Below are 24,786 nucleotides of genomic sequence, written 5' to 3' on the forward strand. Positions count from 1 at the left end.
TGGGCCTGGACCACCTCGCGACCCTCCATGGGGTAGGACCTAAGGCTCTCCGACTTCTCCAGCAGACCCTCGACGCCGACGCGCGCAAGCGGTGACAGCCGATCGATCGGGTGCTCTCCATGCACCCCGAGCATGTGTGTTCCTGCGACATGCTCGCGCCTTTGAGCTGTCCGGAGCGGCCCGTCCGGGCTGTTCTGCCGCCAGTGGTGGCGGGGGTCGCTGACATGATGACGGGGTGCTGATCGCGTACCTGGACGAGTCCTACACACAGGACTTCTACTTCATCGGCGCTGCCGTGACGACACAGGAGAAGTGGGAGCAGCTCGAGCACGGCTACGCCGCTCTCCGGGAGCAGATCGCCGCGGATCACGGGGTGCCGGCGGATGTCGAGTTTCACGGGCACGAGCTGATGGGCGGCGCCGGCGAGTGGGCTCCTCTGCGCGGGAAGCATCGTGAGGCGGCGGGCATCTACGCGGCCGCGCTGCGCATCGCGCAGGAGGCAGAAGTCCGCTACCTGTTCCGGGGCGTGGACGTGAAGCGCCTGAACGCCCGGTACCGGTACCCGGAGCAGCCGCACAAGATCGTGCTGCAGCACCTGCTCGAGCGGGTGAACGAGTACCGCCGTGACGTCTTCTCCTTCGATACCGAGGAGGTGATCGTCGTCGCCGACGAGATCGCGACGCAGGAGGAGCACCGGCGGCAGTTCGAGAGCTACCGGTCACTGGGCACGCCGGGCTACCTGACGAGCCGCCTTAACCTGATTTCCTCCCCGATCCAGTTCGCGTCCTCGAGGAACGCCGCCGGGGTGCAGGCGGCCGACCTCGCGATCTACCTGCACCGGCGTCGGCAGACGGTGACGGAGACGCACCCGAAGTCCGCGGCGACGATGACGCGCCTGGGCGCTCTGATCGACGCGTCGACGTCGCACGACCGGATCTGGACGCCTTAAAAACGAAGACCCCGCTAGGCGGGGTCTTCGGCTGGCAACGTTCCGGGAACCGGCCCGTTGTGACGATCACGATACACGCGGATCCTGGACGAGTCACGGCGTCACGGGCGCCGCCGCTCGATGAGGATCGTGTCGCGCCAGCGGCCAGCCTCCGGCCCGTACGTCATCTGCGCGATGCGCTCCCGGATGCCCACACGCCGGAATCCAGCGCGGTCGTGGAGGGCGAGACTGGCGGTGTTCTCGGGGAAGATGCTCGACTGGATCGTCCACAGGTCCGCGTCGTCCGCCGCGGCGATGAGCGCGGCCAGCAGCCTCGATCCGACGCCGCGGCCACGTGCAGCGGCGGCGATGTAGACGGAGTGCTCGACCACGCCCCGGTAGACGGGGCGGGCCGAGACCTTCGACAACGCGGCCCAGCCGAGGATCTGTTCTCCGTCGACGGCGACCAGGCGCCCGACGTCGAGCTTCCCCGCGTCGAACGCCTCCCGCGTGGGCGGTTCGGCCTCGAAGGTGGCGTGCCCGGTCGCGATCCCCTCGCGGTAGATCGTCTCGACCGCCGCCCAGTCTCCGGGGGTCATCGGCCGGATCGCGGTCATGAGCAGCAGCTCCCTCCGGCGGATCCGATGTCGGTGGAGCAGACGCCGGTTTCGGGGAGCACGAGCTGGACGCGCCGGGCGGCGGCGTGATCGCCGGCGAGTTCGTCCGCGATGGAGCGGACCTGCTCGTAGCCGGTGGCGAGCAGGAAGGTCGGCGCACGGCCGTACGACTTCATCCCGGCGATGAAGAAGTTCGGCTCGGGGTGGGCGAGTTCCGCGACGCCGTGGGGGTCGACGGTGCCGCAGGAGTGCAGGTTCGGGTCGATGAGCGAGGCGAGGGCGCGGGGTGCTTCCACGATCTCGTCCAGGGAGACGCGGATCTCGCGCAGCATGTCGAGGTCGGGCCGGAACCCGGTGGCCTGCACCACGACATCGACTTCCACGCTCTCGCGCTCCTTCCGGCGGCGCCCCATCACCGTGACGCCGCCGGAGGGGGTCTTCTCGAGGCGGTCGATTTCGAAGCGGTCCAGGAGGGTGATCGCGCCGTCGCGGACGAGCTGGTGGACGGTGCCGCCGAGCTTGCCGCGCTCCTCGAGCTCGTCGTCGCCGGAGCCGAAGACGCGCACCGGGCTCGTGCCGCGGATCGCCCACGTGATCCTCGTCTCCGGTTCCTCGCGGGCGAGTCGAGCGAGCTTGATCAGGGTGTTCGCGGCGGAGTGGCCGGCGCCGACGACGAGGACGCTTTTCCCGGCGAACCGGGCACGGTCCGCACCGAGCACGTCCGGCAGTGCGTGGCTGAGGTGCTCCGCGACATCAAGGACACCGATTGGGTCAAGGCCCGCGGAGGCGAGCGCGTTGGGCGTGGAGTAGGTGCCGGAGGTGTCGATGACCGCGCGCGCGGTGACGTCGACGGCGCCCTCCGGAGTGTCCAGGCGCAGCAGGAACGGGGTCGCAGCGCGGCCGGTGGAGCGGGTGCGATCCATGCCCTCACGAGAGACGGCGGTGACACGGGAGCGGTAGCGGATGACCGGGGCGAGCTCCGGGGTCGCGGCGAGAGGAGCGAGGTAGTCGCGGACGAACTCGTGCCCGGTGGGCAGCTTCTTCGCTGCGGGGGCCTCCCAGCCGGCGGCGTCGAGCAGGCGCCCGGCGGCCGCGTCGACCAGGAACTCCCACGGGGAGAACAAGCGAGTGTGACCCCACTGCTGCACAGCGGCACCTGCGCTCTCACCCGCCTCGTAGACGATGACGTCGAGGCCGCGCTCGAGCAGCTGCGCGGCGGCGGCGAGACCCACGGGGCCGGCGCCGATGACGGCGACGGGCAGGCCGGTGAGGCGGCGCTCGTCGGTGCGGGGCGGGACGGTCAGCAGCAGGGTCATCAGGTGCACTCCTCAACATCGACGGTCATCGATGGATCGAGTCTGCCCCGGCATATCGATGGCTGTCAATGTGTGGGAGGGTGGAGGCATGGCGACGACCGAGCTGACTCTCACCGCGGCGGCGGCCGCGTGCTGCGCGCCGCTCGCGCGCGAGCCGCTGAGCGCCGAGGGCGCGGAGCTGCTGGCGCGAGCGTTGAAGGCGATGGCGGATCCGGCGAGGCTCCGCCTGGTGTCGATCGTGGCGTCGAGCAGCTCGGGCGAGGTGTGCGTGTGCGACTTCACGGAGCCGGTCGGGCTGAGTCAGCCGACCGTGTCGCACCACTTGAAGATCCTCGTGGACGCCGGGATCCTGGCCCGCGAGAAGCGCGGCACGTGGGCGTACTTCTCCCTCGTCCCCGGCGCGCTCGACTCCCTCGCCGGGATGCTCACCCGCGTCTGATCAGGCGGCCGTGACCCTCGCCGCGAGAGCGTCGACGCGCGCGGCGAGCTCGTCGTAGGCCGCATCGAACGCGGCATCCGTGCCGGCAGGTACCGGGTCGGGGATCGACCAGTGCAGCGCGTCCGAGCCGAGTTCCTCGTGCGCGGCGTCGCAGACGGTGATCACGAGGTCTGTGTCGGCGGCGACGTCCGCGAGCTGCTGCGGGGCTCCTTCGGGTAGCGGGAGGCCGTGGCGTTCGGCGGTCGCAATCGCTCCGGCGGCCACCGCGGCGGCCGGGTGGGTGCCGGCGGAGGCGACGGGGATGGGGCTGCGCTGCGCCCAGAGCTGCGCGGCGAGCTTGGAGCGGGCGGAGTTCGCGGTGCACACGAACAGCACTCGCCGCGCTGCGGCGGTGGTCGAGGGCCCGAGCTGGTCGAACGCCCCGGGGATCAGATGGACGTAGCTGCGGCGCCGGTCCGCCTCCGAGCGGCGACGGAGGATCATGCCTTCGCGCTCGAGGACGGCGAGGTGGTGCGCGACGAGGTTCGAGGGCATCCCAAGACGGTCCTGCAGCTCCCGCGGCGCGAGGTCTCCGAGGGTGAGCAGGTCGGTGATCCGCAGGCGCGCGGGGTCGCTGAGGGCGGCGTGCCGGGCGGCGCGCGCTTCGAGTTCGGTTCGCTCGGTGTTCATTGACTCAATCTTGACTGAGTGATCGTGAGCGGTCAAGATGGCCGACGACATGGACACCACTTCCCCTCCTCCGCTCGCTCGTCGGGCCGTGGCCGAGTTCCTCGGCACCGGTCTGCTCGTGGCGATCGTCGTCGGCTCCGGCATCGCCGCTCAGACGCTCTCCCCGGACGACGTCGGTCTGCAACTGCTGGAGAACTCCCTCGCGACCGCGCTGGGGCTGGCGGTGCTGATCCTCACTCTCGGCCCGGTGTCGGGGGCGCACTTCAATCCGCTCGTCTCCGCCGTGGACGCGGTCCTCGGTCGTCGCGACCGCACCGGCCTGCTGGGGCGGGAGCTGGCGGTGTTCGTGGGCGCGCAGCTGCTCGGAGGCATCGGCGGCGCGGTCCTCGCGAATGCGATGTTCGAAATCCCGTCCTCGATCGCGACGACGGAGCGGGTCACTGCCGGGCACCTGCTCGGGGAGGTCGTCGCCACCGCGGGCCTGGTCCTCGTGATCCTCTCCCTCGCCCGTACGCACCGAGGCCCGCTCGCGGCGGCCGCGGTCGGCGCGTACATCGGTGCCGCGTACTGGTTCACGTCCTCGACCTCGTTCGCGAATCCCGCCGTGACTCTCGGCCGCGTCTTCACCGACACCTTCGCCGGCATCGCCCCCGCCTCCGTCCTGCCGTTCGTCGCTGCGCAGCTCGTCGGCGCCGCGATCGGCGTCGGCATCGCCGTGTTCCTCTTCCCGGGCGCCGCCCGGGCCGCCGGGGACCTTGTGGTCCCGGCCACCTCGACCTCTTCACACGTCTGATTCGAAAGGCCCATCTGATGCATCTCGTCGCTATCGGCGGCAGCGACGCGGGGATCTCCGCCGCGCTGCGCGCCCGCGAGCTCGACCCGTCCGTCGACGTGACCGTCGTCGTCGCCGACTCGTACCCGAACTTCTCCATCTGCGGGATCCCGTACTACTTCTCCCGCGAGGTGCAGCCATGGCAGTCGCTTGCGCACCGCAGCCACGCCGATCTCGAAGCTACCGGCATGACCCTGCGCCTGGACACCTTCGCGACGGACATCGACGTCGCCGGGCAGCAGCTCACCGTCCGCACCCCCGACTGCTCGCTCGACCGGATCGGGTACGACGAGCTGATCGTCGGCACCGGCGCCCTCGCCTCCTCCGCCGGCATCGCGGGAGTGGACGCACTGGGGCCGGAGGACGGAGTGCACGTGCTGCACTCGATGGGCGACACCTTCGCGCTCGAGCGGTTCCTCGACAGTCGAGACCCGCAGACCGCGATCATCGTCGGCGCCGGCTACGTCGGCCTCGAGATGGCCGAAGCCCTCACCGTCCGCGGCCTCCGAGTCACCCAGCTCCAGCGCGGCCCGGAAGTGCTCTCCACCCTCGACCCCGAACTCGGCGCCCTCGTCCACACCGAACTGACCGAGCGCGGCGTCGAGGTTCTCACCCGCACCACCGTCGCCTCGATCGAGAAGACCGCCACCGGCCTCGCCGTGCACGCCGACCACGACGGCACACCTCTCACCCGCACCGCTGACGTCGTCCTCCTCGTCGTCGGCGTGAAGCCGAACACCGACCTGCTCGCCCGCGCCGGAGCGTCTCTCGGCGCCGGCCGCGCGGTCGTCGTCGACGAGGCGATGCGCACGGGCCTGCCGCACGTGTTCGCGGCAGGCGACGGAGTGACCACGCACCACCGTCTGCTCGGCAGCACCTACCTGCCGCTGGGCACCACGGCCCACAAGCAGGGACGGGTGGCCGGCGAGAACGCTCTCGGCGGCGATGCCCGGTTCGCCGGCTCGGTCGGCACGCAGGTCGTGAAGGTCTTCGACCTCGTCGCCTCCCGCACCGGCCTTCGCGAGCACGAGGCCCTCGCCGCGGGCTTCGCGCCGGCGACGACGAGCGCGGTCGCGGACGACCACAAGCGCTACTACCCGGGCGCGCAGCCCATCACGATCCGCATCACCGGCGACACCCGCGACGGACGTCTGCTCGGCGCGCAGCTCGTCGGACGCCTCGGCACCGAGACCGCCAAGCGCGTCGACACGTACGCGACCGCCCTGTTCGCCGGGCTCACCGTCGAGCAGGTCTCCGACCTCGACCTCTCCTACACACCCCCGCTCGGCTCCCCCTGGGACGCCGTGCAGATCGCCACCCAGACCTGGACCCGCACCACCACCGGAAGCAGCATCCCCGCATGACCGAGAAGCCCACCGTCCTCTTCCTCTGCCAGCACAACGCCGGCCGCTCCCAACTCGGCGCAGGCCTGCTCGAAGTCCTCGCCGGCGACCGCTACACCGCCACCTCCGCCGGTCTCTCCCCCGCCGAGACGGTGAACCCCGCGATCGCTGCGACCGTCGCCGAGCTCGGCCTCGACATCAGGAACCACATCCCCCGCGCCGTCACCGTCGAGGACCTCGAGAACGCGGACATCGTCATCACCATGAAGCCCGGCCTCACCCTCCCCGCAACGCCGACCGGCCGATTCCTGGAGTGGAAGTTCCCCGACCCGACCGACTGGAGCACCGAGAACGTCCGCCCCCTCCGCGAGGCCGTCGCCGCCCGGATCCAGACCGAACTCCTCACCTAGACGCGTCAGGCGGCCGCAAGGGCGATGGTGGGTCTGCTCCTCGATGGCGACTCTGGACCGTGCTGCAGAAGCGGGGTGACGGGATCGTTCGGCCGGGGCGGGGTGGGGTTGAAGGTCGTCTGGTCACGGAAGATCGCCCAGATGACGTTCATACGGCGCCGGGCGAGAGCGATCAGAGCCTGCTTGTGCGACTTCCCCTCCTGGCGTTTCCGATCGTAGAACGAGCGCGAGACCGGGCAGTTCCTCGACGCGATGAACGCCGCCTGGAAGCAGGCGTTCAACAGCCGCCGGTCATAGCGACGTGGCCGGTGATGGTTGCCGGAGATCTTCCCGGAGTCCCGCGGCACGGGAGCGAGACCCGCGAAGCTGGCCAACCGGTCGGGCGTCTCGAACGCGGCGAGGTCAGTACCGGTCGCGGCAAGGAAATCCGCGGCGAGCCTGCGCCCGAACCCAGGAATCGACACCAGAAGATCCGCGGATCTGCTGTCCTGCAAAGCGGCTTCGATCTCCCCGTCGAGCTCGGCGACCTCGTCGCGGATGCGGAGGAGATCACGCGCGGACCGGCTCACCAGCCGAGCCGCTGCCCCCTCCCCCACGACGACCGATGTCTGCTCGCGCGCGGCTTCCACCGCCGTCTTCGCGACCGCCGCGGATTTCCAGCAGCCCTGTCCCTTCAACCACGCCGCCAGCCGGCTCTCCCCCATGCGCCGGATCGCACCGGGGGTCGCGTACCGGGTGAGCAGCACCAGAGGTCCCCTGGTCGTCGCGTAGTTGAATGCCCCCTCGAGCGACGGAAAGTAGTGGACCAGGATGGCGCGCAGGCGATTCACGGCGCGGGTGCGATCGTGCACCAGGTCTTCTCGTCGCGCCGAGAGCAGGCGCAGTTCCGCCGTGACCTCGTCGGCCTGGCGCATCAGCGTCACGTCTCGCCGGGTCCGCGCTTGGTCGGCGATGATGACCGCGTCCTTCGCGTCTGTTTTGGCTTCGCCGCGGTAGGCGCCCGAGGCGTGATGCACGACGCGGCCTGAGATGTAGAACAGCGGCTGCGCATGCGAGTGCAGGAGCGTCTGCAGCAGCCCTGTCCCGCCGTGGTTGAGGTCCGTTGCCCAGGCGACGTCGGTGCCGCCTGGCAGGGAGGCGACGTCTCCCATCAGGGTCAGGATCGCCGTTTCTCGGTTCTTGAACCGTTGGGAGAGCAGCTTGGTTCCGTTGGCGTCGATGACGACGCAGTGGTGTTCGGTCTTGCCGGCGTCGATACCGGCCCAGAGTTGGGGCACGCAGGGTCCTTCCGTTGAGGGTGCGGTGCGCCGTGAACGACCTTGCCGGCATGTCCTTACGGGGCGATCTGGTCGCGTTTCTCAATGAGCGGTCCTGCCGTTGCGGGGTCCCGGGCGGCTAATCACGGCGTGCCATCAGTCGGCTGAAGGCGGTCAGCCATACCCGGGACCCCTGGCGCGTTCCGGAGCCTACAACTGCCCCGGATCCACGGAAATAACGGTAAGGAAGGTGGTCGAGGAGAAGCGTCCTGATGGCGATTACACGATCTCCACCTATGAGGACGGATCCGTCAGTGTCGTCCGCATCGGAGGAGAAGGCGCCGACGTGAAGACGCGCGGCATCAGCGAGTGCTCCGTGAGCGGGTCCGCGCGGAACGGCTGCAAGATCGACACCTGGGTCGGACTGGTGAGCATGAGCTTCTACACCTCCTACAACCTGTCGAGCAACACGGTGACCGCCAACCCGTGGGGCCCGGCCTGGACGATCGGGGGAGCCTGTGGCTCGTCGCTCAACTACCTCGGCCGACCGCTCGCCAACCGCGCGCAGATGCTCATCAACGCGCAGATGTGCGGCGTCCCCTACAACACGACCTTCGAGTTGCGCCTGACGGTCTCCGGAGGAGCCGCGACGGTGAGCTGGAGCTGACGAGCAGAGCTCATCCGGCTCACTCCAACGCGCTGTGCGCCCGCCGCGTCCTCACGAAGCGGGCGCACAGTCGCGTCCCGAGAACAAGGCTGGTGCCACCCCCGACCAGCCACGCACCAGCCAGGACCGTCCACGTCGTCATACCGGAACTCGGCATCGCCGACAGCCAGTAGTACAGCCCGATCGCCCCGCCGACCACCACGGCAGCGACGACGGGGATCACCAGCGCCCTCCTCTTCTGCGAGACGGTCCAGGACGAGCAGAGGAGAATCGCGACGGCGCCGAGGAGCCAGCCGAATCCGGGAATCACCAGCCAGCCGAAGGCGAAGACCAGCGAGGCGACGACGGCGAACCAGGGGCGGTCGAAGATCGACCCGCCGCCCCCAGCGAGCGATCCGCCGGCGGCCTGCGCGATCCGAGAGGGACTTCCCAGTTCATCGATCCGCTCACGGGCGGCATCGTCGTCGAGGCCGTCCAGCTCTTCCGCGATCCCGCTCCAGATCTCACTCCGGAGGTCGGCGGGCACGCCGGACAATGCGATCCTCAGCTCCTCGAGGTAGCGCGCCGCCGCCGGCGATGTCGTCGTGCTCATGACGTTCCCCTTCCGATCGTCTCGTTCACCTGCCCGACGAAGGACGGCCACTCCGCCCTGAACCGCCCGAGCTCGACCTTCCCCACGTCGGTCAACGAGTAGTACTTCCGAGCCGGACCCTGCGCACTCGGGACGACGACTGCGGTGATCGAGCCTCGGTCCCGCAGCCGACCCAGGAGCGGGTACAGGGTGCCGATGCTCCCGATCACACCGACCTCCTGCAAGCGCGTGGACAGCTCCCACCCGTACATGGGAACGGTGTCGAGCAGCCCCAGGATGCAGAACTCGGCTACGCCCTTTCGAAGCTGTGCCCCGACTCCATCTATCATGCGTGACAGCATACAGGTATGCCCGGAGTGGCGCCATACGACCGCGACGTCGGCGCGGTCGAGCCGAGCCCCGTCTGACCTCGGCACCGAGAGCGCCGCGACACTCCCGCGCAGCCGGCGATCCATCCGGTCGCCCCGACGCGGTCAGTGGCGCAGAGGTTCCGCTCCCCGGCGACGTCCGCCGTGCCGATGGCCGGCAGGGGTGGAGCCGGATCGACGACCACGTCGCCTCCCTCCCCGCGGTCGACCGCGTCTTCCTGGTCGGCGCGGGCGGATCGCTGATGGGCGTCCAGGCCGCTCAGTACCTGCTCGACACGGCCGCGATCACGCCCGCCGCCTCCTACAACTCGGACGAGTTCTTCTTCCGCGCGCCCGCCTCGGTCGGCCCCGGCGCCCTCGTCGTCGTGCTCTCGGGCACCGGCGAGACCCCCGAGACCGTGCGGGCCGGCGAGTGGGCGCAGGAGCGCGGCGCCGCCGTGGTCGGAGTGACCCTCAAGCAGGAGGGACCGCTCGCGCTCGCCCTCGACACCGCCTTCGTCGCGCAGACCGGTCAGGGCACGCAGCTCGTGCTGCAGCTGCTCGCGCTCGCGGTCCTGCGCCGCGACGGGGTGGACGTGACGGATCGGCTCGAGGCGCTGCGCGCCCTGCCGTCCGCGATGGTCGCCACGGTCGCCGCCTTCGAGCCGAGGGCCGAGGAGCTGGCCGCCGCGATGAAGGACGTCCCCGTGACCTACCTCGTCACCTCCGGGTCGCTCATGGGCCCCGGTCAGACCTTCACCTCCTGCTACCTGCAGGAGATGCAGTGGATGCACGCCGCGACGATCAACGCGGACGAGTTCTTCCAGGGCCCCTTCGAGGTCTTCGACGGCGAGACGCAGAGCCTCGTCCTCCTCGCCGAGGACGCGACGCGGCCGATGGGCGAGCGCGCCCGGAGCTTCCTCGACCAGTACAGCGGGACGACCCACTACGTCGACTCCCGCGACCTCGAGCTGCCCGGCATCGCGGCGCCCCAGCGCGCCTTCGTCGCACCGCTCGTGTACTCGACGCTGGTCTCCCGGCTCGCCGCCCACTGGGCCGCGGCCCGGGGCTGCGCGCTGGAGGGACGCCGCTACATGTGGCAGTTCGCCTACTGAGCAGCACCGGGACCGGGAGACGGGGGCGACTGCGGTCGCCCCGCCTCCCGCCCTGCGCTCACCCCGCGACCGTCAGCGACACCTCGACCGCCACGTCCTCCGGCCCCTCCCCCAGCACCGTCTGCCGCACCTCGACCCCGTCGAGCCGCAGACCGCGGTCTCCGGCGGCGTCGAAGAGCGCGACGATCGCCGGATGCAGGGTCCCCTCGGGCAGTTCCTCCCCGTCGCGGGGGCGCCAGGTGGCGACCAGCTCGGTGCGCGCCGGGAGGATCGCGGCGAGATCGGCGAGGTCGCCCTCCGCCTCCGCCGACGTCGGCCAGCAGCAGACGAGCTCCGCCGAACCCGGCTCGCCCGCCCGGAGCGCCGTCCAGAAACGTCCCGTCGGCCCGAGCCCTGCCGCGTGCACTCGGGTGGCGAGCGCGCCGAAGATCTCGTTCGCCTCGTCGTCGCCCGGCCCGTCGGCATCGTCCAGGGCGATCGTGAGGACCTGGCCGACGTACGGCTGCGCCGGCATCGTCCGCTCGGCGACCTCGACCGGCACGGCGAGCGCCCGCAGCGTCACCTCGGCGGCCCCGAACGCCCGGTCCTCCTGCTCCCGCTCCGCGAGCACGCGCTCCCTGTGCGCCTGCAGCGCCTCCGCCGCGGTGCCGGCTCGAGTCGCCGCTGCGACCTCGGGCAGCGGCACCCCCGCGCTCCGGAGGGCGCTGATCACGACTCCGGCCCGGACCTGGGCGTCGGCGTACCGGCGGTACGACGACCGCTCGTCGACCTCCGCCGGGACCAGCACGCCCTTCTCGTCGTAGTGCCGGAGCGCCTTCACGCTCAGACCCGTGATGCCTGCGTACTCCCCGATGCCCAACATGCCTCCAGCATCCCGTCTCCCCCGGCGGGAGGGTCAACAGGCGGGAGGGTCAACGGGCGGGGGTGCCGACGCGGGACGGACAGCAGCGGAGCGGGCAGCAGCGGAGCGACCGGAGCCGGGCGGGCGGCAACGTGTCCGGCGCCGGCGGAGCCGACACGGCCTCACGCCGACGCTTCAGCTCTCGCGCTTCAGCCCGCGCGCCTCACCGCGAGCTCACCAGCCCTCGGGCCCCGCGCTCCCCGCCTCGTACTCGTCCAGTGGAGCGTCGCCCGCGGCCCAGGCGGAGAGCACCGGAGTGATGACGCGCCAGCACTGCTCGGCCACGTCGCCCGGGACCGAGAGCAGGGTGTCGCCCTGCAGGATCCCGGCGAGGACCTGCGCGTAGGGGTCGAGCGTGGCCGCGCCGGGCTGCGCCGTCAGGGTGGTGCGCTCGAGGTCGGTCAGCTCGTCGGCGCTGTTCACGACCAGGTCGAGGCTGACGTCGCCGCCCTTGAGGCCGATCCGGAGGACCGTCCCGGCGTCGCCCTCGGCCGCCTGCAGGCCGCGCGGGGGCGTGGCGGCGCGGAAGTGGATCGCCACCTCCCGGCGCGGGTCGCCGATCGCCTTGCCGGAGCGGAGGACGAAGGGGACGCCCGCCCAGCGCGGAGTGTCGACCTGGAGCAGCAGCTGCGCGAGGGTCTCGGTGCCGGTCTCGGGGTCGACGTCGGGCTCGTCGACGTAGGAGGGGAAGAAGCGGCCGTCGACGCGGCCCTCGGTGTAGCGGGCGCGGCGGGCGGAGGAGGGGTCGTCGCGCCAGAGCCGCACGGCGCCGAGCACCTCGGCCATGCGCGCGTGGACCTCGTCGGGCGCGACCTCGTCGGGCCGCTCCATCGTGGTCAGCGCGAGCACCATCAGGAGGTGGCTCTGCAGCATGTCGCGCAGCGCGCCGGTCTTCTCGTAGAAGGCCGCGCGGCCCTCGATGCCGAGCGTCTCGTCGTAGACGATCTCGACCTTCTCGATCCACTCGGCGCTCCAGCTCGCCTCGAGCATGCTGTTGCCGAAGCGCAGGCCCAGCATCCCCAGCACGGTCGCGTTGCCGAGGAAGTGGTCGATGCGCCAGAGGCGGCTCTCGGGGAGGACCTTCGCGAACGCCGCGTTGAGGGCGATCGCGTCGTCGAGGTCCTCGCCGAACGGCTTCTCGATGGCGACGACCAGCTCCTCGGGCAGGTCGAGCTCGGCGAGCGAGGCGGCGACCTTGTGCCCCATCGCCGGCGGCAGGGCGACGTAGAGCACCGGGGTCGACGGGCAGGCGTCGAGGAGGGCCTTCAGCTGCTCCGGGTCGGAGGCGTCGGTGGCGACGAAGCGCGCGCGCGACGCGAGGGCCTCGACCGTGTGCGCGGCGACTCCGGCCGCCTCGAGGCTGCGGCGGACGAGGCCCTGCCACTCCTCGTCGGTCTGCGGGGTGCGCGCCGCCCCGATCAGCGTGAGCTCGAGGTCGCGCGCGAGCTCGGCCACCCGGCCCAGGCCCGGCAGCAGCAGCCGCTCGGTGAGGTCGCCGCCCGCTCCGAGGATCGCGATGCTCCGCTGCTCGCTCCCCAGCGCCGCGGCCTCGGGGATTCCGATCTGCTCCGTCATGGTGTCTCCCTCGTAGCCGTCGTGAGTCAGCGGCAACAGTACGCGCCGGGCCCTGGCGCGAGGCCGGGAGCCGGGAGGGGTTGAGGAAGCGGGCGCGGAGTGGCAGGGCGGCGCGGTCGGGAGCGAGAGAGCTGGACAACCTCCGCTGAGACGCGGCCCGCCGTGTCGGGGCAGGGACCCCCCTTCTCAGCCGACGTCGGGCCGCGACCCACGACGCCCGGCCCGCCGCAGCCGTCCCGCACAGCACGTCATCCCTCTCCGGTGCCGTCCGGCGGTACCCTGCCCGCATGCGCCTGCGCCAGGTCGTCCTCGACACGGAGGACGCTCGCGCCCTCTCCGCCTTCTACCTCGCCCTGCTCGGCGGCGAGTACCGCCCCGGCGACGAGCCGCCCGCGGACGGCTCGGACGACGAGGCGGAGTGGGTCGCGATCGTCACCGCCGACGGCGCGAAGCTCACGTTCCAGCGGGTGGCCGCCCTGCCGCGCGCGACCTGGCCGGAGGGGCCCGTCCCGCAGCAGCTGCACCTCGACTTCATGGTCGCGGACGCGGACGAGCTCGACCGGCAGAAGACCCGGGCGCTCGCCCTCGGCGCCGAGCTGATCGAGGACAGGAGCGACGACCCGGAGGAGGCGCTCCACGTCCTCGCCGATCCGGCCGGCCACCCGTTCTGCGTCTTCGTCGCGCCCGACTACCCGGCGGAGTAGGGGCGCGCGGCTTCAGCGAGCCGCACGCGTCGGATCACATGCCGGTGATCGTGACCGTCGTCGCCGCCGCGATCACCGCGGCTCCCGTGACGCTCGCGGCGGTTCCCGCGAGGACGGCGGCGGCCGCCGGCCCTGCCCAGTGCTGCGCCGCGAGCGACCGGATCGCCTGCCGGTCCGGGATGCCGGGCCTCGGCGAGAGCGCTCCGGCCGCGTCGAGCAGGCCGATGAGCGCCGAGTCCGACGGAAGAAGCGCCGTCCGAGCCGCGAGGACCTCGGCGACCCGGATCCGCAGCCGCTCGTCCTCCGCCGGCTCCACGGCGGCGACCCGCTCGAGGAGGGCGGCATGCAGCTCCCTCCGAGTGAGGCGGGCGATCCACCAGGAGGCGCTGCGCGGTGCTCGCTCCGCTTCGATCCACCCGAGGGCCCCGTCGAGCACGGCGTCCCCGAGCGCGGACCGCTCCGGCCCGAGGGCGACGACTCCGGCGTCCACCTCGACGCGCCGCTGGAGGGAGAGCTCCGCGAGGACGGAAGCGGCCAGGACGGTGTCGAGAGCGCCCGACGAAGCCGCGGGCCGCCCGTCGCTCCGCCGCAGCAGGAGGAGGAGAGCGACGGGGAGGGGCGGCTGCCCGGCTCCGGGGCGCGCAACGGCCGGCGGGGTGGTGGGAGAGGGCTGTTCCGTGGAGTTCCGTGTCGAGTCGTCCATCCCTCGAGCCTGGCGCCCGACCCGTCGAGACCGCATCCGCCGGGCGACGGGTCCTCCGTCGTCCGACCGATCGACCGGCCGGACCCGCCCGAGAGCCGAGGTCGCGCCCCGAAGCGGACCGCTCCTCCGCCACATCGGGCGTCAGACCACCCCCGCCGCCGTCCCCGACACGATCAGGTCGGCGCGGTCGCGAGTGGCCTCGATCAGCAGCGCGTTCCGCCCGTCGACCTCGGAGGCCCAGGCGGAGGCCGCCTCGGGGGCGCGGCCGAAGGAGACGTGGCGGTCGACCAGGCGCTCGAAGCGCTCGGTCTCGGGAGTCGCGCAGAACCAGGCCTCGTCGAACTCGGCGCGCAGCAGCGCCCACGGGCCCTCGTCGACGAGGAGGTAGTTGCCCTCCAGCACGACGAGCGAGGCGGAGGGGCGCACGGCCAGCGCGCCGGCCACTCCCTCGTCGACGGTGCGCTCGAAGGTGGGCGCGTAGACGACGTGGTCGGTCTCGGCGCGCAGCCTCCGTACCAGGGCGAGGAAGCCCCAGCCGTCGAACGTGTCGAGGGCGCCCTTGCGGTCGTGGCGGCCGAGCTCGTCGAGCGTGGCGTTGGCGAGGTGGAAGCCGTCCATCGGCACGAAGGCAGCGGTCCCCTCCCCCGCGAGCTCGTTCGCGCGGGCGACCACGGCCCGGGCGAGCGTGGTCTTGCCTGCCCCGGGGCTGCCGGCGATCGCGACGATCGCGCGGCGGCCCGGCGAGGTCAGCGCGAGCGCGCGCCCGGTCAGCTCGTCGAGGCCCGGCCGCGCCGCGTCGGGCGCGACCTCGGTCTCAGGCCTCGCCACGGCTGCTCTCCAGCGCGTTCACCAGGAAGCCGTGGGCGTGGCGGGCGAGCGCGGGGCCGTCGTTCCAGAGGTTCCGCCACACGGCCAGGTCGTTCGAGAGGGTCGGCGAGACGACGGCCGACGAGAACGACTCGAAGGTGATGGGTCCGCGGTAGTCGATCGCGGCGAGGGCGTGGAAGAACGTCGTGAAGTCGAGGTGGCCGCTGCCGAGGTAGCCGCGGTGGTTCTCGCCGATGTGGACATACCCGAGACGATCCCCGACCAGCAGCACCGGGCGGAAGAAGTCGTCCTCCTCGATGTTCATGTGGTACGTGTCCAGGTGGATCAGGACGTTGTCGGCGCCGATGTCGTCGGCGAGGCGCAGGGCGTCCGCGGCGGTGTTGATGACGTTGGTCTCGTAGCGGTTGCAGATCTCGAGGCCGAGGGTCATGCCCTTCGTCGCGGCCTCCGCGGCGAGGTCGGTCAGCACCGAGACGACGTTCGCGCGGCCCGCGGCCGAGAGGGGCGCGCTGTACTTCCCGAGCGCGCTGTAGAGGGCGCCGGTGAAGTGGGTGCCGCCGAGCGCGTGGGTGGTCTCGAGGGAGTCGGCGAGCAGCTTCGCGCCGCGGGCCACCACCTCCGGGTCGTCGCTGGAGACGTCGGCCGAGAAGGCGAGGCCGCGCGAGCAGACGATGCCGAGGTCGTTCGCCTCGAGTGCGGCGCGGGCGGAGGCGGTGTCGAGGTTCTGCACGTCGTGCAGCGAGAGCTCCAGCAGGTCGAATCCGGCCGCCTTGGTCTGCTCGATCGTCGCGGTCACTTCGTCGGGGGTGGTGCCGCCGGCGAAGACGAGGGCGTGCACTCCGAGAGGGTTCGTGGTCATGGTTGTGCTCCTTGGTTCGAGAGGTTCAGGGGCGGCGTCGGGCCGCGGGGTCGGTGTCGAGCAGGTCCGCGAGGAACGCGTGGCCGGAGGTCGCGAGGGCGACGGGGTCGTGCCAGAGCTCGCGCCAGAGGCCCATGCCCTCGGCCGAGGCCGGGGGCTGGACGGCGGGCGAGAAGCTCTCGAGGGTCAGCGGTCCGCGGTAGCCGGAGTCGGCGAGCGCCGCCGCGAGCCCGGTCCAGTCGGTGCTCCCGGTGCCCAGCTCTCCGCGGTGGTTCTCGGAGGCGTGGAGGTAGCCGAGCAGGTCGCCGGCGTCGCGGACGGCGCTCGCGAGGTCGACCTCCTCGAGGTGGGCGTGGAACGTGTCGAGATGCAGGAGCACGTTCGGCGCGTCGAGCTCGCGGAGGAACGCGGCGGTCTGGGCGGCCGTGTTCAGCAGGTTGCTCTCGTAGCGGTTCACTTACTCCGCTCCGACGACGACGCCGGCGGGAGCGGCGGCCGCGGCGACCCTCCGCAGCACGTCGAGCGAGCGCGAGCGGGCAGCCATGTCGGCCGCGTGCTCGTACTTGCGCATGGCCGAGTAGGTGACTCCGCCGACGTACCGCGCGCTGATCGCCTCGGCGAACCGCACGGCCGCCAGGAGCCGCTCCTCGCCGCGGCCGGCCGTGGCCTGGTCGGTGATGTCGGAGTCGGCGTCCAGCGCGAGCGAGACGACCGCGTCGATCCTGTGCTCGTCGAGCAGGTCGGCGGTCCACGCGGAGGCGTCGGGGTCGTCGGGCGCCGGGATCTCGATCAGGTCGAAGCCGATCGAGGCGGCGGCGCCGATCGCGCGGCGTCCCGACTCCGGCGTCCAGTCTCCGACGAGCAGGCCCGCGTGGACCCCGATCGGCGACGAGCGCTCCGTGCTCCCGCGGTGCAGGAACTCGGGGTGCATCAGGCGGCCTTCGCGCCCGTGATCAGCGAGACGAGCTCGTCGCCGCTGGTCTCGGCGGTGCGGCGGCCGGCGACGGCGAGGCCCGCGCGCATCACCCACACCTGGTCGCTCAGGCGCATCACCTGGTCGAAGTTGTGGCTGATCAGCAGCACGGCCACTCCGGCGTCGCGCAGCTTGAGGATGATCTTCTCGACGCGCGCCGTCTCCTGGACGCCGAGCGCCGCGGTCGGCTCGTCCATGATCACGATCTTGCTGCCCCAGCCCGCGGCCCGGGCGATCGCGACCGCCTGGCGCTGGCCGCCCGAGAGGCGTCGGACCTTGCTGGTGACCGGCGGGACGTTCACGGCGAGGTCGCCGAGCAGCTCCTGGGCCGTCTTCTTCATCTGCGTCCGGTCGAGGAACCGCACCCCGGGCACGCCCTTGGTGAGCTCGCGGCCGAGGAAGAAGTTCTGCCACACGGTCAGGTCCTCGACCAGGGCGAGGGTCTGGTGCACCGTCTCGATGCCGCCGTCCCGGGCGCCGAGCGGAGTGGTGAAGTGCACCACGTCGCCGTCGAGGGTGATGGTGCCGGAGTCGGCGGGGTGCACCCCGGAGAGGCAGCGGACGAGGGTGGACTTGCCCGCGCCGTTGTCGCCGATCAGGGCGGTGATCTCGCCGCGGCGCATCGACATCGACGCTCCCTTGAGAGCGTGGACGCCGCCGAAGGACTTCTTGATGTCCCGCGCTTCGAGCAGGATGTCGCTGGTCATGGCTGGGCTCACTTCTTCTGGTAGCGGGTGATGAGGGCGGCGAGCACGACCACCAGGCCGACGGCGAGGGGCTGGTAGAACTGCGAGACGCCGAGCAGGGTCAGGCCGTTGGTCAGCGCGGTCAGGAGGAACGCTCCGATGATCGGGCCGACGATCTTGGCCTTGCCGCCGGTGAGGCTCACTCCGCCGAGTACGACGGCCGCGATGGAGTTGAGCAGGTACTGCGTGTTGATGGCCGGCTCCGCGGCGCCGACGCGGGCGACGAGGAGGAGCGAGCCGACTCCGGCGAGGACGGCGGCGATGATGTACACCGCGATGCGCACGCGTCCGGCCTTGATGCCGTTGGCGACCGCGCTCTCCTCGTTGCCGCCGACCGCCTGCACGTGCAGGCCGAAGCGGGTGCGGAACATGACGACCCAGGCGACGACTCCGATGACCGCGGCCAGGATGATCGGGTAGCCGATGATCCCGATCGAGCCGGTGGTGAGGCGGAGCAGCTCGGGGCTGCCGACCGTGATCGGCTTGCCGTCGGAGACGATCAGCGCGAGGCCTGTCGCCACCGAGAGCGTGCCCAGTGTCGCGATGAAGTCGGTGACCTTGCCCTTCGCGATCAGGAAGCCGTTGATCACTCCGATCAGCCCCGCGAAGAGCAGGGCCGCGAGCGCCGAGAGCCAGAAGCCCCAGCCGGCGCTCCAGCCGATGCCGAAGCCGACCGCTCCGACGGTCATCGTCGCCGAGATCGAGAGGTCGATGCCGCCGGTGGTGATGACGAAGGACTGGCCGATCGAGAGGATGACCAGGATCGCGGCGGCGACGAGCATCGCCTTGATGTTGCCGAGGCTGAGGAACGTCGGCGTCGCGATCGAGAACACGATCACCAGGGCGACGAGCCCGATCGGTGCGGCGTTCTCAGCCCAGAAGCTGAGCTGACGGAGGTTCGCCAGCAGCGGGGAGGCGCTGGCCGGGGGTCGGGCGGTGACTGAGGTCATGGTCGCTTCCTGGGTTGCCATGGGCGGGAGGTCCTACTTGCCGGGGACGAGCGCGGCGAGCGGGTTGTCGAACTCCTCGAACGGCTGGGGGAAGGCGCCGAGGGCCTGCTCCGCGGTCTCGGAGGTCACGAGTGCGGTGGGCGACTCGATCTCGGCGGGGATCTCCTCGCCGGCGCCGACGGCCTCGCACGCCTGCACGCCGAGCTGGCCGATCGCGTAGGGGTACTGGGCGACGGTGGCGGTGAGGCCGCCGTCCTTCACCGACTGCAGCGCGTCCTCGTTGCCGTCGACGCTGACCACCTGGACGGAGCCGGTGAGGCCCGCGTTCTCGACGGCCTTGACGATGCCGAGGCCCATGTCGTCGTTCGCGGCGAAGAACGCCTTCACGTCGGGGTTCGCGGCGAGGATGTCGGTCGCCTTGGTCAGCGCGACCTCGCGCTTCCAGTCGGCCGCGGCCTCCTGGACGACGGTGAGGTCGGAGCCGATCGCGGCGGTGAAGCCGTCGACGCGGGCGGCGCTGGTGACGTCTCCCGAGACTCCGCCGATGACGGCGACCTCGGAGCCGGCGGGCAGCCGCTGCAGGAGGAAGTCGCCGGCCTTGCCGCCCGCGGCCTCGTTGTCGGTGCCGATGTAGGTGGTCACGTCGAGGTTCGCGGCCTCGACCGCGTCGGGGTCGAGCGGGCTGTCGATGATGACGATCGTCTTGCCGGTGGCGGAGGCGAGGGCCTGCACCAGGTTCGTGCCGCTGATCGGGTTGACGATCAGGCAGCCGAAGTCCTGGCCGGCGACGGTGGTGAGCTTGTCGGCCTGGCCGGTGGTGTCGCCGATGTCGGCGGCGGCCTGCACCGAGACGTCCACGGAGTCGTCCTGCGCGGTGTCCTCGATGCCGTTCTCCATCGCCTGGAAGAAGGGGTTGTCGAGGCCCTTGATGACCGCGGCGACCTTGGTCGATCCGGAGCCGCCGGCGGCCGTGTCGCCACCCGAGGCGCAGCCGGTGAGGAGGAGTGCGAGGGCGCCGACCGGTGCGAGAACCGGGAGGAGGCGGCGTGCTGTGCGGTTCATCGTCATCCTTGAGGATCAGTGGCACCACTGCGTGCCGATGTGTGAAAACTACCCGGGCTTTTGCGTTACCGCAATACGAAAGTCGGGAGACTTCAGGTTTCCCGTCGGCAGGCATGTACGCTGACCGTGACAAGAGGGGGAGCGATGACGGGGTACTCCACCGGCGAGGCCGGTTCGCACGTGGCCGACGTCCTCGCGCTGTTCCGCGAGCAGGGCGAGATCTCGCGCAACGCGGTGATGGAGCAGACGGGGCTCTCCCGCTCCACCGTCAACCAGCGCCTCGCGACCCTCGTGGAGCTCGGCCTGATCGCCCCCACCACCGGCGGCGAGTCGACCGGCGGGCGCCCCTCGAGCATGTTCGCGATGAACCTGGTCGGCACGGTGTTCCTCACCGCCGACATCGGGGCGAGCGGATTCGTCGCCGCCGCCTGCGACCTGCGCGGCACCCCCCTCCGGCACGAGAGCGGCGTCGTCGACGTCTGGGAGGGACCGGACGCCGTGCTCTCGCTGGTGCTCGCCGCGTTCGAGCGGCTGCAGCAGGGCGACGCGGTCGCCGGCATCGGCGTCGGAGTCCCGGGGCCGGTCGAGTTCGCCGCCGGGCGCGTGCGCAACCCGCCGATCATGACCGGCTGGGACGACTTCGACATCGCCGGCTACTTCGCCGAGCCGTACGAGGGCGTGCAGGTCGTCATCGAGAACGACGCGAACGCCCGCGCCCTCGCCGAGTCGCGCCACCACGGCTCCGACAACCTGATCAGCCTGAAGCTCGGCACCGGCATCGGCTCGGGCCTCGTCTTCAACGGAGCGACGATCCGCGGAGCCGTCGGCGCGGCCGGCGACATCGGCCACACCCGCGCGGTCACGGGCACGGTCGACGCGGATCCGCTGCCCTGCCGCTGCGGCAACGCCGGCTGCGTGGAGGCGTACGCGAGCGGCTGGGCCCTCGTCCGCGACCTCTCGGCCGACGACCCCTCGATCAAGCACGTCGCCGACGTCACGGCCCGCGTGCTCCGCGGCGACATGCGCGCCACCCAGGCGGTGCGCCAGGCCGGCCGCGTCCTCGGCGAGGCGGTCGCCGACCTCGTCAACATCCTCAACCCGCGGACCATCGTGATCTCGGGCCAGCTCGGCGACTGCGGCGAGGTGCTGATGTCGGGCCTGCGCGAGCGCGTCTACCTGCGCACCCACCCGCTCGCCACGCGGCACCTGACCATCCACACGTCGGACCTGGGCGAGCTGGCCGGCGTGATCGGCCTCGCCCTGACGACAGCCGACCAGGTCTTCAGCCGCGAGCGCTTCGACCGCGAGGCGGGCGCCGAGAGCCCCCGCGCGGCGGCCGCCGCGAGCTGAACGGGAGCGGGTTCAGTGACGCAGGGTCGCGGTGATCCGGCAGAGCACCTGGACGTGGGACGGGGCCTCGGGGTTCACCTTCTCGGCGACCGCCTCGACCTCCCATCCGGACGCCATGAGCGCGGCGACCTCACCGCACAGCCAGTCCGGCACCCATCCGATCCGCTCGCCGGACACCGAGGCCACCTCGTAGGCCTCCGGGTTGCGGAGGTTCGAGGCGTCGGGCACGAGGACCAGCCCGTCGCCCTGCTCGAGAGGCAGCACCGGAAGCGGGAGCTCGGCCCGATGGCGGACTCCCGACACGAAGAAACGACTGATGAGGGTCTGCGCGGTGCGGAGAGGCTTCTCCACGACATGGAAGGTGTCGGTCGCTCGCGCCGCGCCGGTCCGGACCATGATCTCGACGGGGAGGTCGGGGGACGCCGCCTCGAGACCGAGCCACCCCAGGTACTCCTCGTACGAGCCGCGCTCGGACGACATCACCCTGTTGGCGAAGAACGGCGGAAGGGACGAGCTCCGGTACTCCGCGTCCACACGGGGGAACTCCGCGAGCGGGAAGAAGTCCTCGTCGGCGACAGCCGCCGGCTCGTACCGGAAGAGGAAGCCGTCGACCCCGACGGACAGCACCGCCGCGCGGAGGAACCGGCGAGTACGAGGGTTCTGCCAGACGAGCAGCAGCTCGCGGACACCAGGGGTCGGACGCGGCGCCGGTCGATCAACGAGGAGAGTCATCGAGGATCCTCCTCCGTGTCGCTGCCAGCAGTCCTTCCGTGAAACTAGCGCACGTCTCCGACATCAGGGTCGGAGGAACCGCCGCGAGGACCTCGCGGACCGCAGAGGGATCGACCGCTCGGAGCCGAGCAGGCCAGAACGCCTGCGCCTCCGGAGAGGCCGCCGCGAGGGCCTCCGCTGCGAGGTCGACCAGCGGCGGTCTTCCGGCGAAATGGTGACTCCTTCCTCTCCGCACCCACCGGTCGAAGAGAGCCTCATCGGCGAGGCAGGCGGCGCGCTTCTCCTCGGTCTCCTGGAATCCGAGGGCGTTGCCGTGATCGAACGAGGGCGAGAGGGTCCGATGACCGCGTCCGGCGATGACGGCCCAGTTCTCGTCGTGTCGATCCCGTCCAGCTACCCAGGCATCGAACAGCAGGTAGCCCGCCCACACGTCGAAACCGCTCAGTCCGGCGACGGCGTCGAAGCCTGCAGGAGCGTCGACGCCGTCGAGAGCACGTCTCACCGCATCGACGGTGTAGCGGTCGTTGGGCCGCCTCCGAGCGTGGTCGTAGTGGCGATCGGAGTGGCGCAGCAGGCTGTTCCCGATCTCGAGGCTCTGGATCTGCTCGCGCTCGATGACGTTCCTCGACATGATTCCGCGCCGACCGCCCACCGTCGCAGGTCGGACCTCCGCGCACGGGACGTCGAGCATCCGCGCGAGATGGAACGACACCCACTCCGCCCAGTCCTCACCGCGGGTCTCGTCTCCTCGCTGGCGGGCGAACTTTTAGAGCCACAGATCGCCGTCGGCGACGAGCCAGAACTTCTCCTTCGTCCCCATCGGCTCGTCCGACCACCCCTCGTCGAAGGCGCGCTCGATGGTCGTCGACTCCCACTTCGGCTGCATCCGGTCACGGTAGCCCGCGTGCTGCCGGCCGCGGCGGTCCTGTCGCGTCTCGCGGCCGCGACCCCCTCCGCCCCGCGCACTGTTACGCCCGGCGACGAAGGGTTACGCCGGGCGACGCGGGCCGGGACGGGCGGGCCCGCGGTGCTCCATCATCGTGTCCGGGACGACGCGGAGAGGCCGCGGCCGCCCGACCCGTCCGAAGGAACGCGATGATCCGGCTCGAGCAGCTCAGCAAGTCGTACGGTCCGGCGACCGTGCTCGACCGCCTCGACTTCTCGGTCGCGACCGGCGAGATCTTCGCCGTCGTCGGCCCGAGCGGTGCGGGCAAGAGCACGCTCGCCGCCTGCGTGAACCTCCTGGAACGGCCCACCTCGGGCACGGTCGTCGTCAACGGGGAGGCGCTCTCGCAGCTCTCGGAGGAGCGGCTGCGCGTCGCCCGCCGCCGCATCGGCACCGTCTTCCAGTCCGACGGACTCTTCAGCCGCCGCACGGCCGAGCAGAACGTGGCCCTTCCGCTGGAGTACCTCGGCGTCACCGCCGCCGAGACGAAGCGCCGCGTCGCGGAGCTGCTCGAGCGCGTCGGCCTCTCGGACCGCGCCCGCTACTACCCGCACCAGCTCTCCGGCGGTCAGCGCCAGCGCGTCGGCATCGCCCGCGCGCTCGCCCTCCGCCCCTCGGTGCTGCTCTCGGACGAGGCCACCTCGGGCCTCGACCCCGCCTCGACCACCGCGATCACCACGCTCCTGAAGGAGCTGCGCGACGACCTGGGCCTCTCGATCCTCTTCATCACCCACGAGATGGAGACGGTGCGCCAGGTGGCCGACTCCGTCGCCCGCCTCGACCACGGCCGCATCGTGGAGTCGGGCCGTCTCGTCGACCTGCTGCGCGACCCCGCGTCCCCGCTCGGCCTCGCCCTCAACCCGGTGCGCCCCGCCGTCGCGCCGGGCCCGGGCCTGGGCGAATGGGTGGTGGGCTACTCCCGCTCCGGAGTGCCGACCGACTGGGTCACCCGGCTCGCGGAGGCGGTCGGCCCGGTCGCGCTGCTCGGCGCGGCGATCGAGACGGTGGACGGGCAGGCGGTCGGCCACGCGACGATCGGGCTCGGCCCAGTCGACGAGGCGCGGCTCACCCGTGCGGCGGCCGAGCTCGGCCTGTCGGTCCGGCCCGCCGGCGTGCGCGTCCTCGCCGAGGAGGTGGCGGCGTGATCCTCCACCTCGACAACAAGGTCCCGCTCGAGCAGATCCCCGCGCTGGTGCTGCCGGCGCTCGGCGAGACGCTGATCATGGTCGGCATCGTCATGGCGATCGTGGTGCTGGTCGGCGTGCCGCTGGGCGCTCTCGTGCACAACCTCGCTCCGGGCGGCCTGGCCGAGAACCGGGCCGCGCACCAGGTGCTCAGCGCCGTGATCAGCGTCGGCCGCTCGCTGCCGTTCCTCATCCTGATGGCGTCGATCATGCCGTTCACGCGCCTGATCACCGGCACCAACATCGGGATCGCGGCGGCCGTCGTGCCGATGTCGATCGCGGGGATCGCCTTCTTCACCCGCATCGTCGAGAACGCGCTGCGCAGCGTGCCGCTCTCGCTCACCCGCGTCGCCCGCGCCTCCGGAGCGTCGCGGCTGCAGGTGGTGCGGACCGCCCAGCTGAGCGAGGCGGTGCCGCAGATCATCGGCGGCCTGACGATCAACACGATCGCGATGATCGAGTACTCGGCGATCGCCGGCACGATCGGCGCCGGCGGCATCGGCTACGTCGCGGTGACCTACGGCTACCAGCGCTTCGACACCACCGTCATGCTCGCCACCATCGTGATCCTGGTCGCCACCGTCGCGACCGTGCAGCTCACCGGCGACGCCCTCGTCCGCGCGACCACGCCCGGCGCCTCCCGCTCGCGGCGAGCGCCGCGGGTCGCGGCCGCCGTCTAGAACCACCACTCCTCCTCCTGCGACCTCGGGCGCCCCTCCCGCGCGCCCGCGCACCCCCTCTT

Annotated in this window: 29 protein-coding genes; 11 read left to right on the forward strand and 18 right to left on the reverse strand. The window is 71.6% G+C overall.

All coding sequences use genetic code 11. The features are described 5' to 3' along the window. The first annotated feature begins 235 nt into the window (after window positions 1–235). Window positions 236–949: a DUF3800 domain-containing protein gene (locus C5C53_RS00465; RefSeq protein ID WP_055794482.1), complete on the forward strand. Its 714-nt coding sequence runs from the start codon at window positions 236–238 to the stop codon at window positions 947–949. A gap of 101 nt (window positions 950–1,050) precedes the next feature. On the opposite strand, the gene C5C53_RS00470 is transcribed toward C5C53_RS00465, so the two are convergent. After that, window positions 1,051–1,545 carry a GNAT family N-acetyltransferase gene (locus C5C53_RS00470; protein WP_055794483.1) on the reverse strand — a complete coding sequence of 165 codons (495 nt, stop codon included), beginning with the start codon at window positions 1,543–1,545 and terminating at the stop codon, window positions 1,051–1,053. Beyond that, complete coding sequence (locus tag C5C53_RS00475) at window positions 1,542–2,861, reverse strand: FAD-dependent oxidoreductase (RefSeq protein ID WP_055794485.1); 1,320 nt, start codon at window positions 2,859–2,861, stop codon at window positions 1,542–1,544. Before C5C53_RS00475 ends, C5C53_RS00470 begins: the two co-directional genes overlap by 4 nt. Before the next feature lie 88 nt (window positions 2,862–2,949). Between C5C53_RS00475 and C5C53_RS00480 the strand changes: the two genes are divergently transcribed. Next, entirely contained in the window at window positions 2,950–3,300 is a 351-nt protein-coding gene (locus tag C5C53_RS00480) for a helix-turn-helix transcriptional regulator (RefSeq protein ID WP_055794488.1), read from the forward strand. On the opposite strand, the gene C5C53_RS00485 is transcribed toward C5C53_RS00480, so the two are convergent. After that, the gene (locus tag C5C53_RS00485; protein ID WP_055794490.1) at window positions 3,301–3,969 is read right to left on the reverse strand and encodes a helix-turn-helix domain-containing protein; all 669 of its coding nucleotides are present in this window, start codon (window positions 3,967–3,969) and stop codon (window positions 3,301–3,303) included. A 49-nt stretch (window positions 3,970–4,018) separates the two neighbouring features. On the opposite strand from C5C53_RS00485, the gene C5C53_RS00490 reads away from it, so the two are divergent. Genes C5C53_RS00490 through C5C53_RS00500 form a run of 3 tightly spaced genes read left to right on the forward strand, consistent with a single transcriptional unit; the run spans window position 4,019 to window position 6,554 of the window. Further along, window positions 4,019–4,762, forward strand: a complete 744-nt coding sequence (locus tag C5C53_RS00490) for an MIP/aquaporin family protein (protein WP_181028834.1) — start codon at window positions 4,019–4,021, stop codon at window positions 4,760–4,762. Window positions 4,763–4,779: 17 nt separating this feature from the next. Beyond that, window positions 4,780–6,165: an FAD-dependent oxidoreductase gene (locus C5C53_RS00495; RefSeq protein ID WP_055794493.1), complete on the forward strand. Its 1,386-nt coding sequence runs from the start codon at window positions 4,780–4,782 to the stop codon at window positions 6,163–6,165. Further along, on the forward strand, window positions 6,162–6,554 hold the full coding sequence (locus C5C53_RS00500; RefSeq protein WP_055794495.1) for a low molecular weight phosphatase family protein: 393 nt from the start codon (window positions 6,162–6,164) through the stop codon (window positions 6,552–6,554). The genes C5C53_RS00495 and C5C53_RS00500 overlap by 4 nt, the downstream gene beginning before the upstream one ends. A 5-nt stretch (window positions 6,555–6,559) precedes the next feature. Here C5C53_RS00500 and C5C53_RS00505 read toward each other — a convergent pair whose 3' ends face one another. Then, window positions 6,560–7,831, reverse strand: a complete 1,272-nt coding sequence (locus tag C5C53_RS00505) for an IS110 family transposase (protein ID WP_235577278.1) — start codon at window positions 7,829–7,831, stop codon at window positions 6,560–6,562. Between the two features lie 229 nt (window positions 7,832–8,060). Between C5C53_RS00505 and C5C53_RS00510 the strand changes: the two genes are divergently transcribed. Further along, complete coding sequence (locus C5C53_RS00510) at window positions 8,061–8,477, forward strand: hypothetical protein (protein ID WP_104257773.1); 417 nt, start codon at window positions 8,061–8,063, stop codon at window positions 8,475–8,477. Between the two features lie 19 nt (window positions 8,478–8,496). Here C5C53_RS00510 and C5C53_RS00515 read toward each other — a convergent pair whose 3' ends face one another. Continuing rightward, window positions 8,497–9,069, reverse strand: a complete 573-nt coding sequence (locus C5C53_RS00515) for a hypothetical protein (protein ID WP_104266541.1) — start codon at window positions 9,067–9,069, stop codon at window positions 8,497–8,499. Next, entirely contained in the window at window positions 9,066–9,398 is a 333-nt protein-coding gene (locus C5C53_RS00520) for a PadR family transcriptional regulator (RefSeq protein ID WP_104250299.1), read from the reverse strand. The genes C5C53_RS00515 and C5C53_RS00520 overlap by 4 nt, the downstream gene beginning before the upstream one ends. A gap of 2 nt (window positions 9,399–9,400) precedes the next feature. Here C5C53_RS00520 and C5C53_RS00525 point away from each other — a divergent pair, with 2 nt between their 5' ends. After that, complete coding sequence (locus C5C53_RS00525; RefSeq protein WP_258068135.1) at window positions 9,401–10,531, forward strand: SIS domain-containing protein; 1,131 nt, start codon at window positions 9,401–9,403, stop codon at window positions 10,529–10,531. Between the two features lie 58 nt (window positions 10,532–10,589). Here C5C53_RS00525 and C5C53_RS00530 read toward each other — a convergent pair whose 3' ends face one another. Continuing rightward, window positions 10,590–11,393 carry a MerR family transcriptional regulator gene (locus C5C53_RS00530; protein ID WP_104266543.1) on the reverse strand — a complete coding sequence of 268 codons (804 nt, stop codon included), beginning with the start codon at window positions 11,391–11,393 and terminating at the stop codon, window positions 10,590–10,592. Window positions 11,394–11,606: 213 nt separating this feature from the next. After that, window positions 11,607–13,007 (reverse strand): glucose-6-phosphate dehydrogenase, encoded by a 1,401-nt coding sequence (locus C5C53_RS00535; protein ID WP_104266544.1) that lies wholly within the window; start codon window positions 13,005–13,007, stop codon window positions 11,607–11,609. 287 nt (window positions 13,008–13,294) lie between these two features. Between C5C53_RS00535 and C5C53_RS00540 the strand changes: the two genes are divergently transcribed. Then, complete coding sequence (locus C5C53_RS00540; RefSeq protein ID WP_104262559.1) at window positions 13,295–13,711, forward strand: VOC family protein; 417 nt, start codon at window positions 13,295–13,297, stop codon at window positions 13,709–13,711. Between the two features lie 34 nt (window positions 13,712–13,745). On the opposite strand, the gene C5C53_RS00545 is transcribed toward C5C53_RS00540, so the two are convergent. The 8 genes from C5C53_RS00545 to C5C53_RS00580 all read right to left on the reverse strand — a co-directional run bounded on the left by C5C53_RS00545 (window position 13,746) and on the right by C5C53_RS00580 (window position 19,832). Continuing rightward, window positions 13,746–14,414, reverse strand: coding sequence for a GPP34 family phosphoprotein (locus C5C53_RS00545; RefSeq protein WP_181127686.1), 669 nt, complete (start codon window positions 14,412–14,414; stop codon window positions 13,746–13,748). A 141-nt stretch (window positions 14,415–14,555) separates the two neighbouring features. Then, entirely contained in the window at window positions 14,556–15,242 is a 687-nt protein-coding gene (locus C5C53_RS00550) for a nucleoside/nucleotide kinase family protein (RefSeq protein WP_104266546.1), read from the reverse strand. Further along, window positions 15,229–16,101, reverse strand: a complete 873-nt coding sequence (locus C5C53_RS00555) for a sugar phosphate isomerase/epimerase (RefSeq protein WP_104222717.1) — start codon at window positions 16,099–16,101, stop codon at window positions 15,229–15,231. The genes C5C53_RS00550 and C5C53_RS00555 overlap by 14 nt, the downstream gene beginning before the upstream one ends. 25 nt (window positions 16,102–16,126) lie before the next feature. After that, on the reverse strand, window positions 16,127–16,558 hold the full coding sequence (locus C5C53_RS00560; protein ID WP_104266547.1) for a sugar phosphate isomerase/epimerase: 432 nt from the start codon (window positions 16,556–16,558) through the stop codon (window positions 16,127–16,129). Further along, on the reverse strand, window positions 16,559–17,032 hold the full coding sequence (locus C5C53_RS00565; protein WP_104266548.1) for a hypothetical protein: 474 nt from the start codon (window positions 17,030–17,032) through the stop codon (window positions 16,559–16,561). Then, on the reverse strand, window positions 17,032–17,781 hold the full coding sequence (locus C5C53_RS00570; protein WP_104222715.1) for an ATP-binding cassette domain-containing protein: 750 nt from the start codon (window positions 17,779–17,781) through the stop codon (window positions 17,032–17,034). The genes C5C53_RS00565 and C5C53_RS00570 overlap by 1 nt, the downstream gene beginning before the upstream one ends. A gap of 8 nt (window positions 17,782–17,789) precedes the next feature. Continuing rightward, window positions 17,790–18,770 (reverse strand): ABC transporter permease, encoded by a 981-nt coding sequence (locus tag C5C53_RS00575; RefSeq protein WP_104222714.1) that lies wholly within the window; start codon window positions 18,768–18,770, stop codon window positions 17,790–17,792. A gap of 33 nt (window positions 18,771–18,803) precedes the next feature. Continuing rightward, window positions 18,804–19,832: a substrate-binding domain-containing protein gene (locus C5C53_RS00580; protein WP_104266549.1), complete on the reverse strand. Its 1,029-nt coding sequence runs from the start codon at window positions 19,830–19,832 to the stop codon at window positions 18,804–18,806. Between the two features lie 144 nt (window positions 19,833–19,976). On the opposite strand from C5C53_RS00580, the gene C5C53_RS00585 reads away from it, so the two are divergent. Beyond that, window positions 19,977–21,182: an ROK family transcriptional regulator gene (locus tag C5C53_RS00585; protein ID WP_104266550.1), complete on the forward strand. Its 1,206-nt coding sequence runs from the start codon at window positions 19,977–19,979 to the stop codon at window positions 21,180–21,182. Between the two features lie 12 nt (window positions 21,183–21,194). Here C5C53_RS00585 and C5C53_RS00590 read toward each other — a convergent pair whose 3' ends face one another. Together C5C53_RS00590 and C5C53_RS00595 are read right to left on the reverse strand one after the other, a co-directional pair. Then, a complete protein-coding gene (locus tag C5C53_RS00590) occupies window positions 21,195–21,914 on the reverse strand; it encodes an HIRAN domain-containing protein (protein WP_146079261.1) in 720 nt (239 codons plus the stop codon). After that, entirely contained in the window at window positions 21,898–22,545 is a 648-nt protein-coding gene (locus C5C53_RS00595; RefSeq protein ID WP_146084619.1) for a hypothetical protein, read from the reverse strand. The genes C5C53_RS00590 and C5C53_RS00595 overlap by 17 nt, the downstream gene beginning before the upstream one ends. 464 nt (window positions 22,546–23,009) lie before the next feature. Between C5C53_RS00595 and C5C53_RS00600 the strand changes: the two genes are divergently transcribed. Continuing rightward, window positions 23,010–24,005: a methionine ABC transporter ATP-binding protein gene (locus C5C53_RS00600; protein WP_104266552.1), complete on the forward strand. Its 996-nt coding sequence runs from the start codon at window positions 23,010–23,012 to the stop codon at window positions 24,003–24,005. Continuing rightward, window positions 24,002–24,724 (forward strand): methionine ABC transporter permease, encoded by a 723-nt coding sequence (locus tag C5C53_RS00605; protein WP_104222708.1) that lies wholly within the window; start codon window positions 24,002–24,004, stop codon window positions 24,722–24,724. The genes C5C53_RS00600 and C5C53_RS00605 overlap by 4 nt, the downstream gene beginning before the upstream one ends. Window positions 24,725–24,786: the final 62 nt, after the last annotated feature.

Source organism: Rathayibacter sp. AY1E3, assembly GCF_002932235.1.
Classification (GTDB): Bacteria; Actinomycetota; Actinomycetes; order Actinomycetales; family Microbacteriaceae; genus Rathayibacter.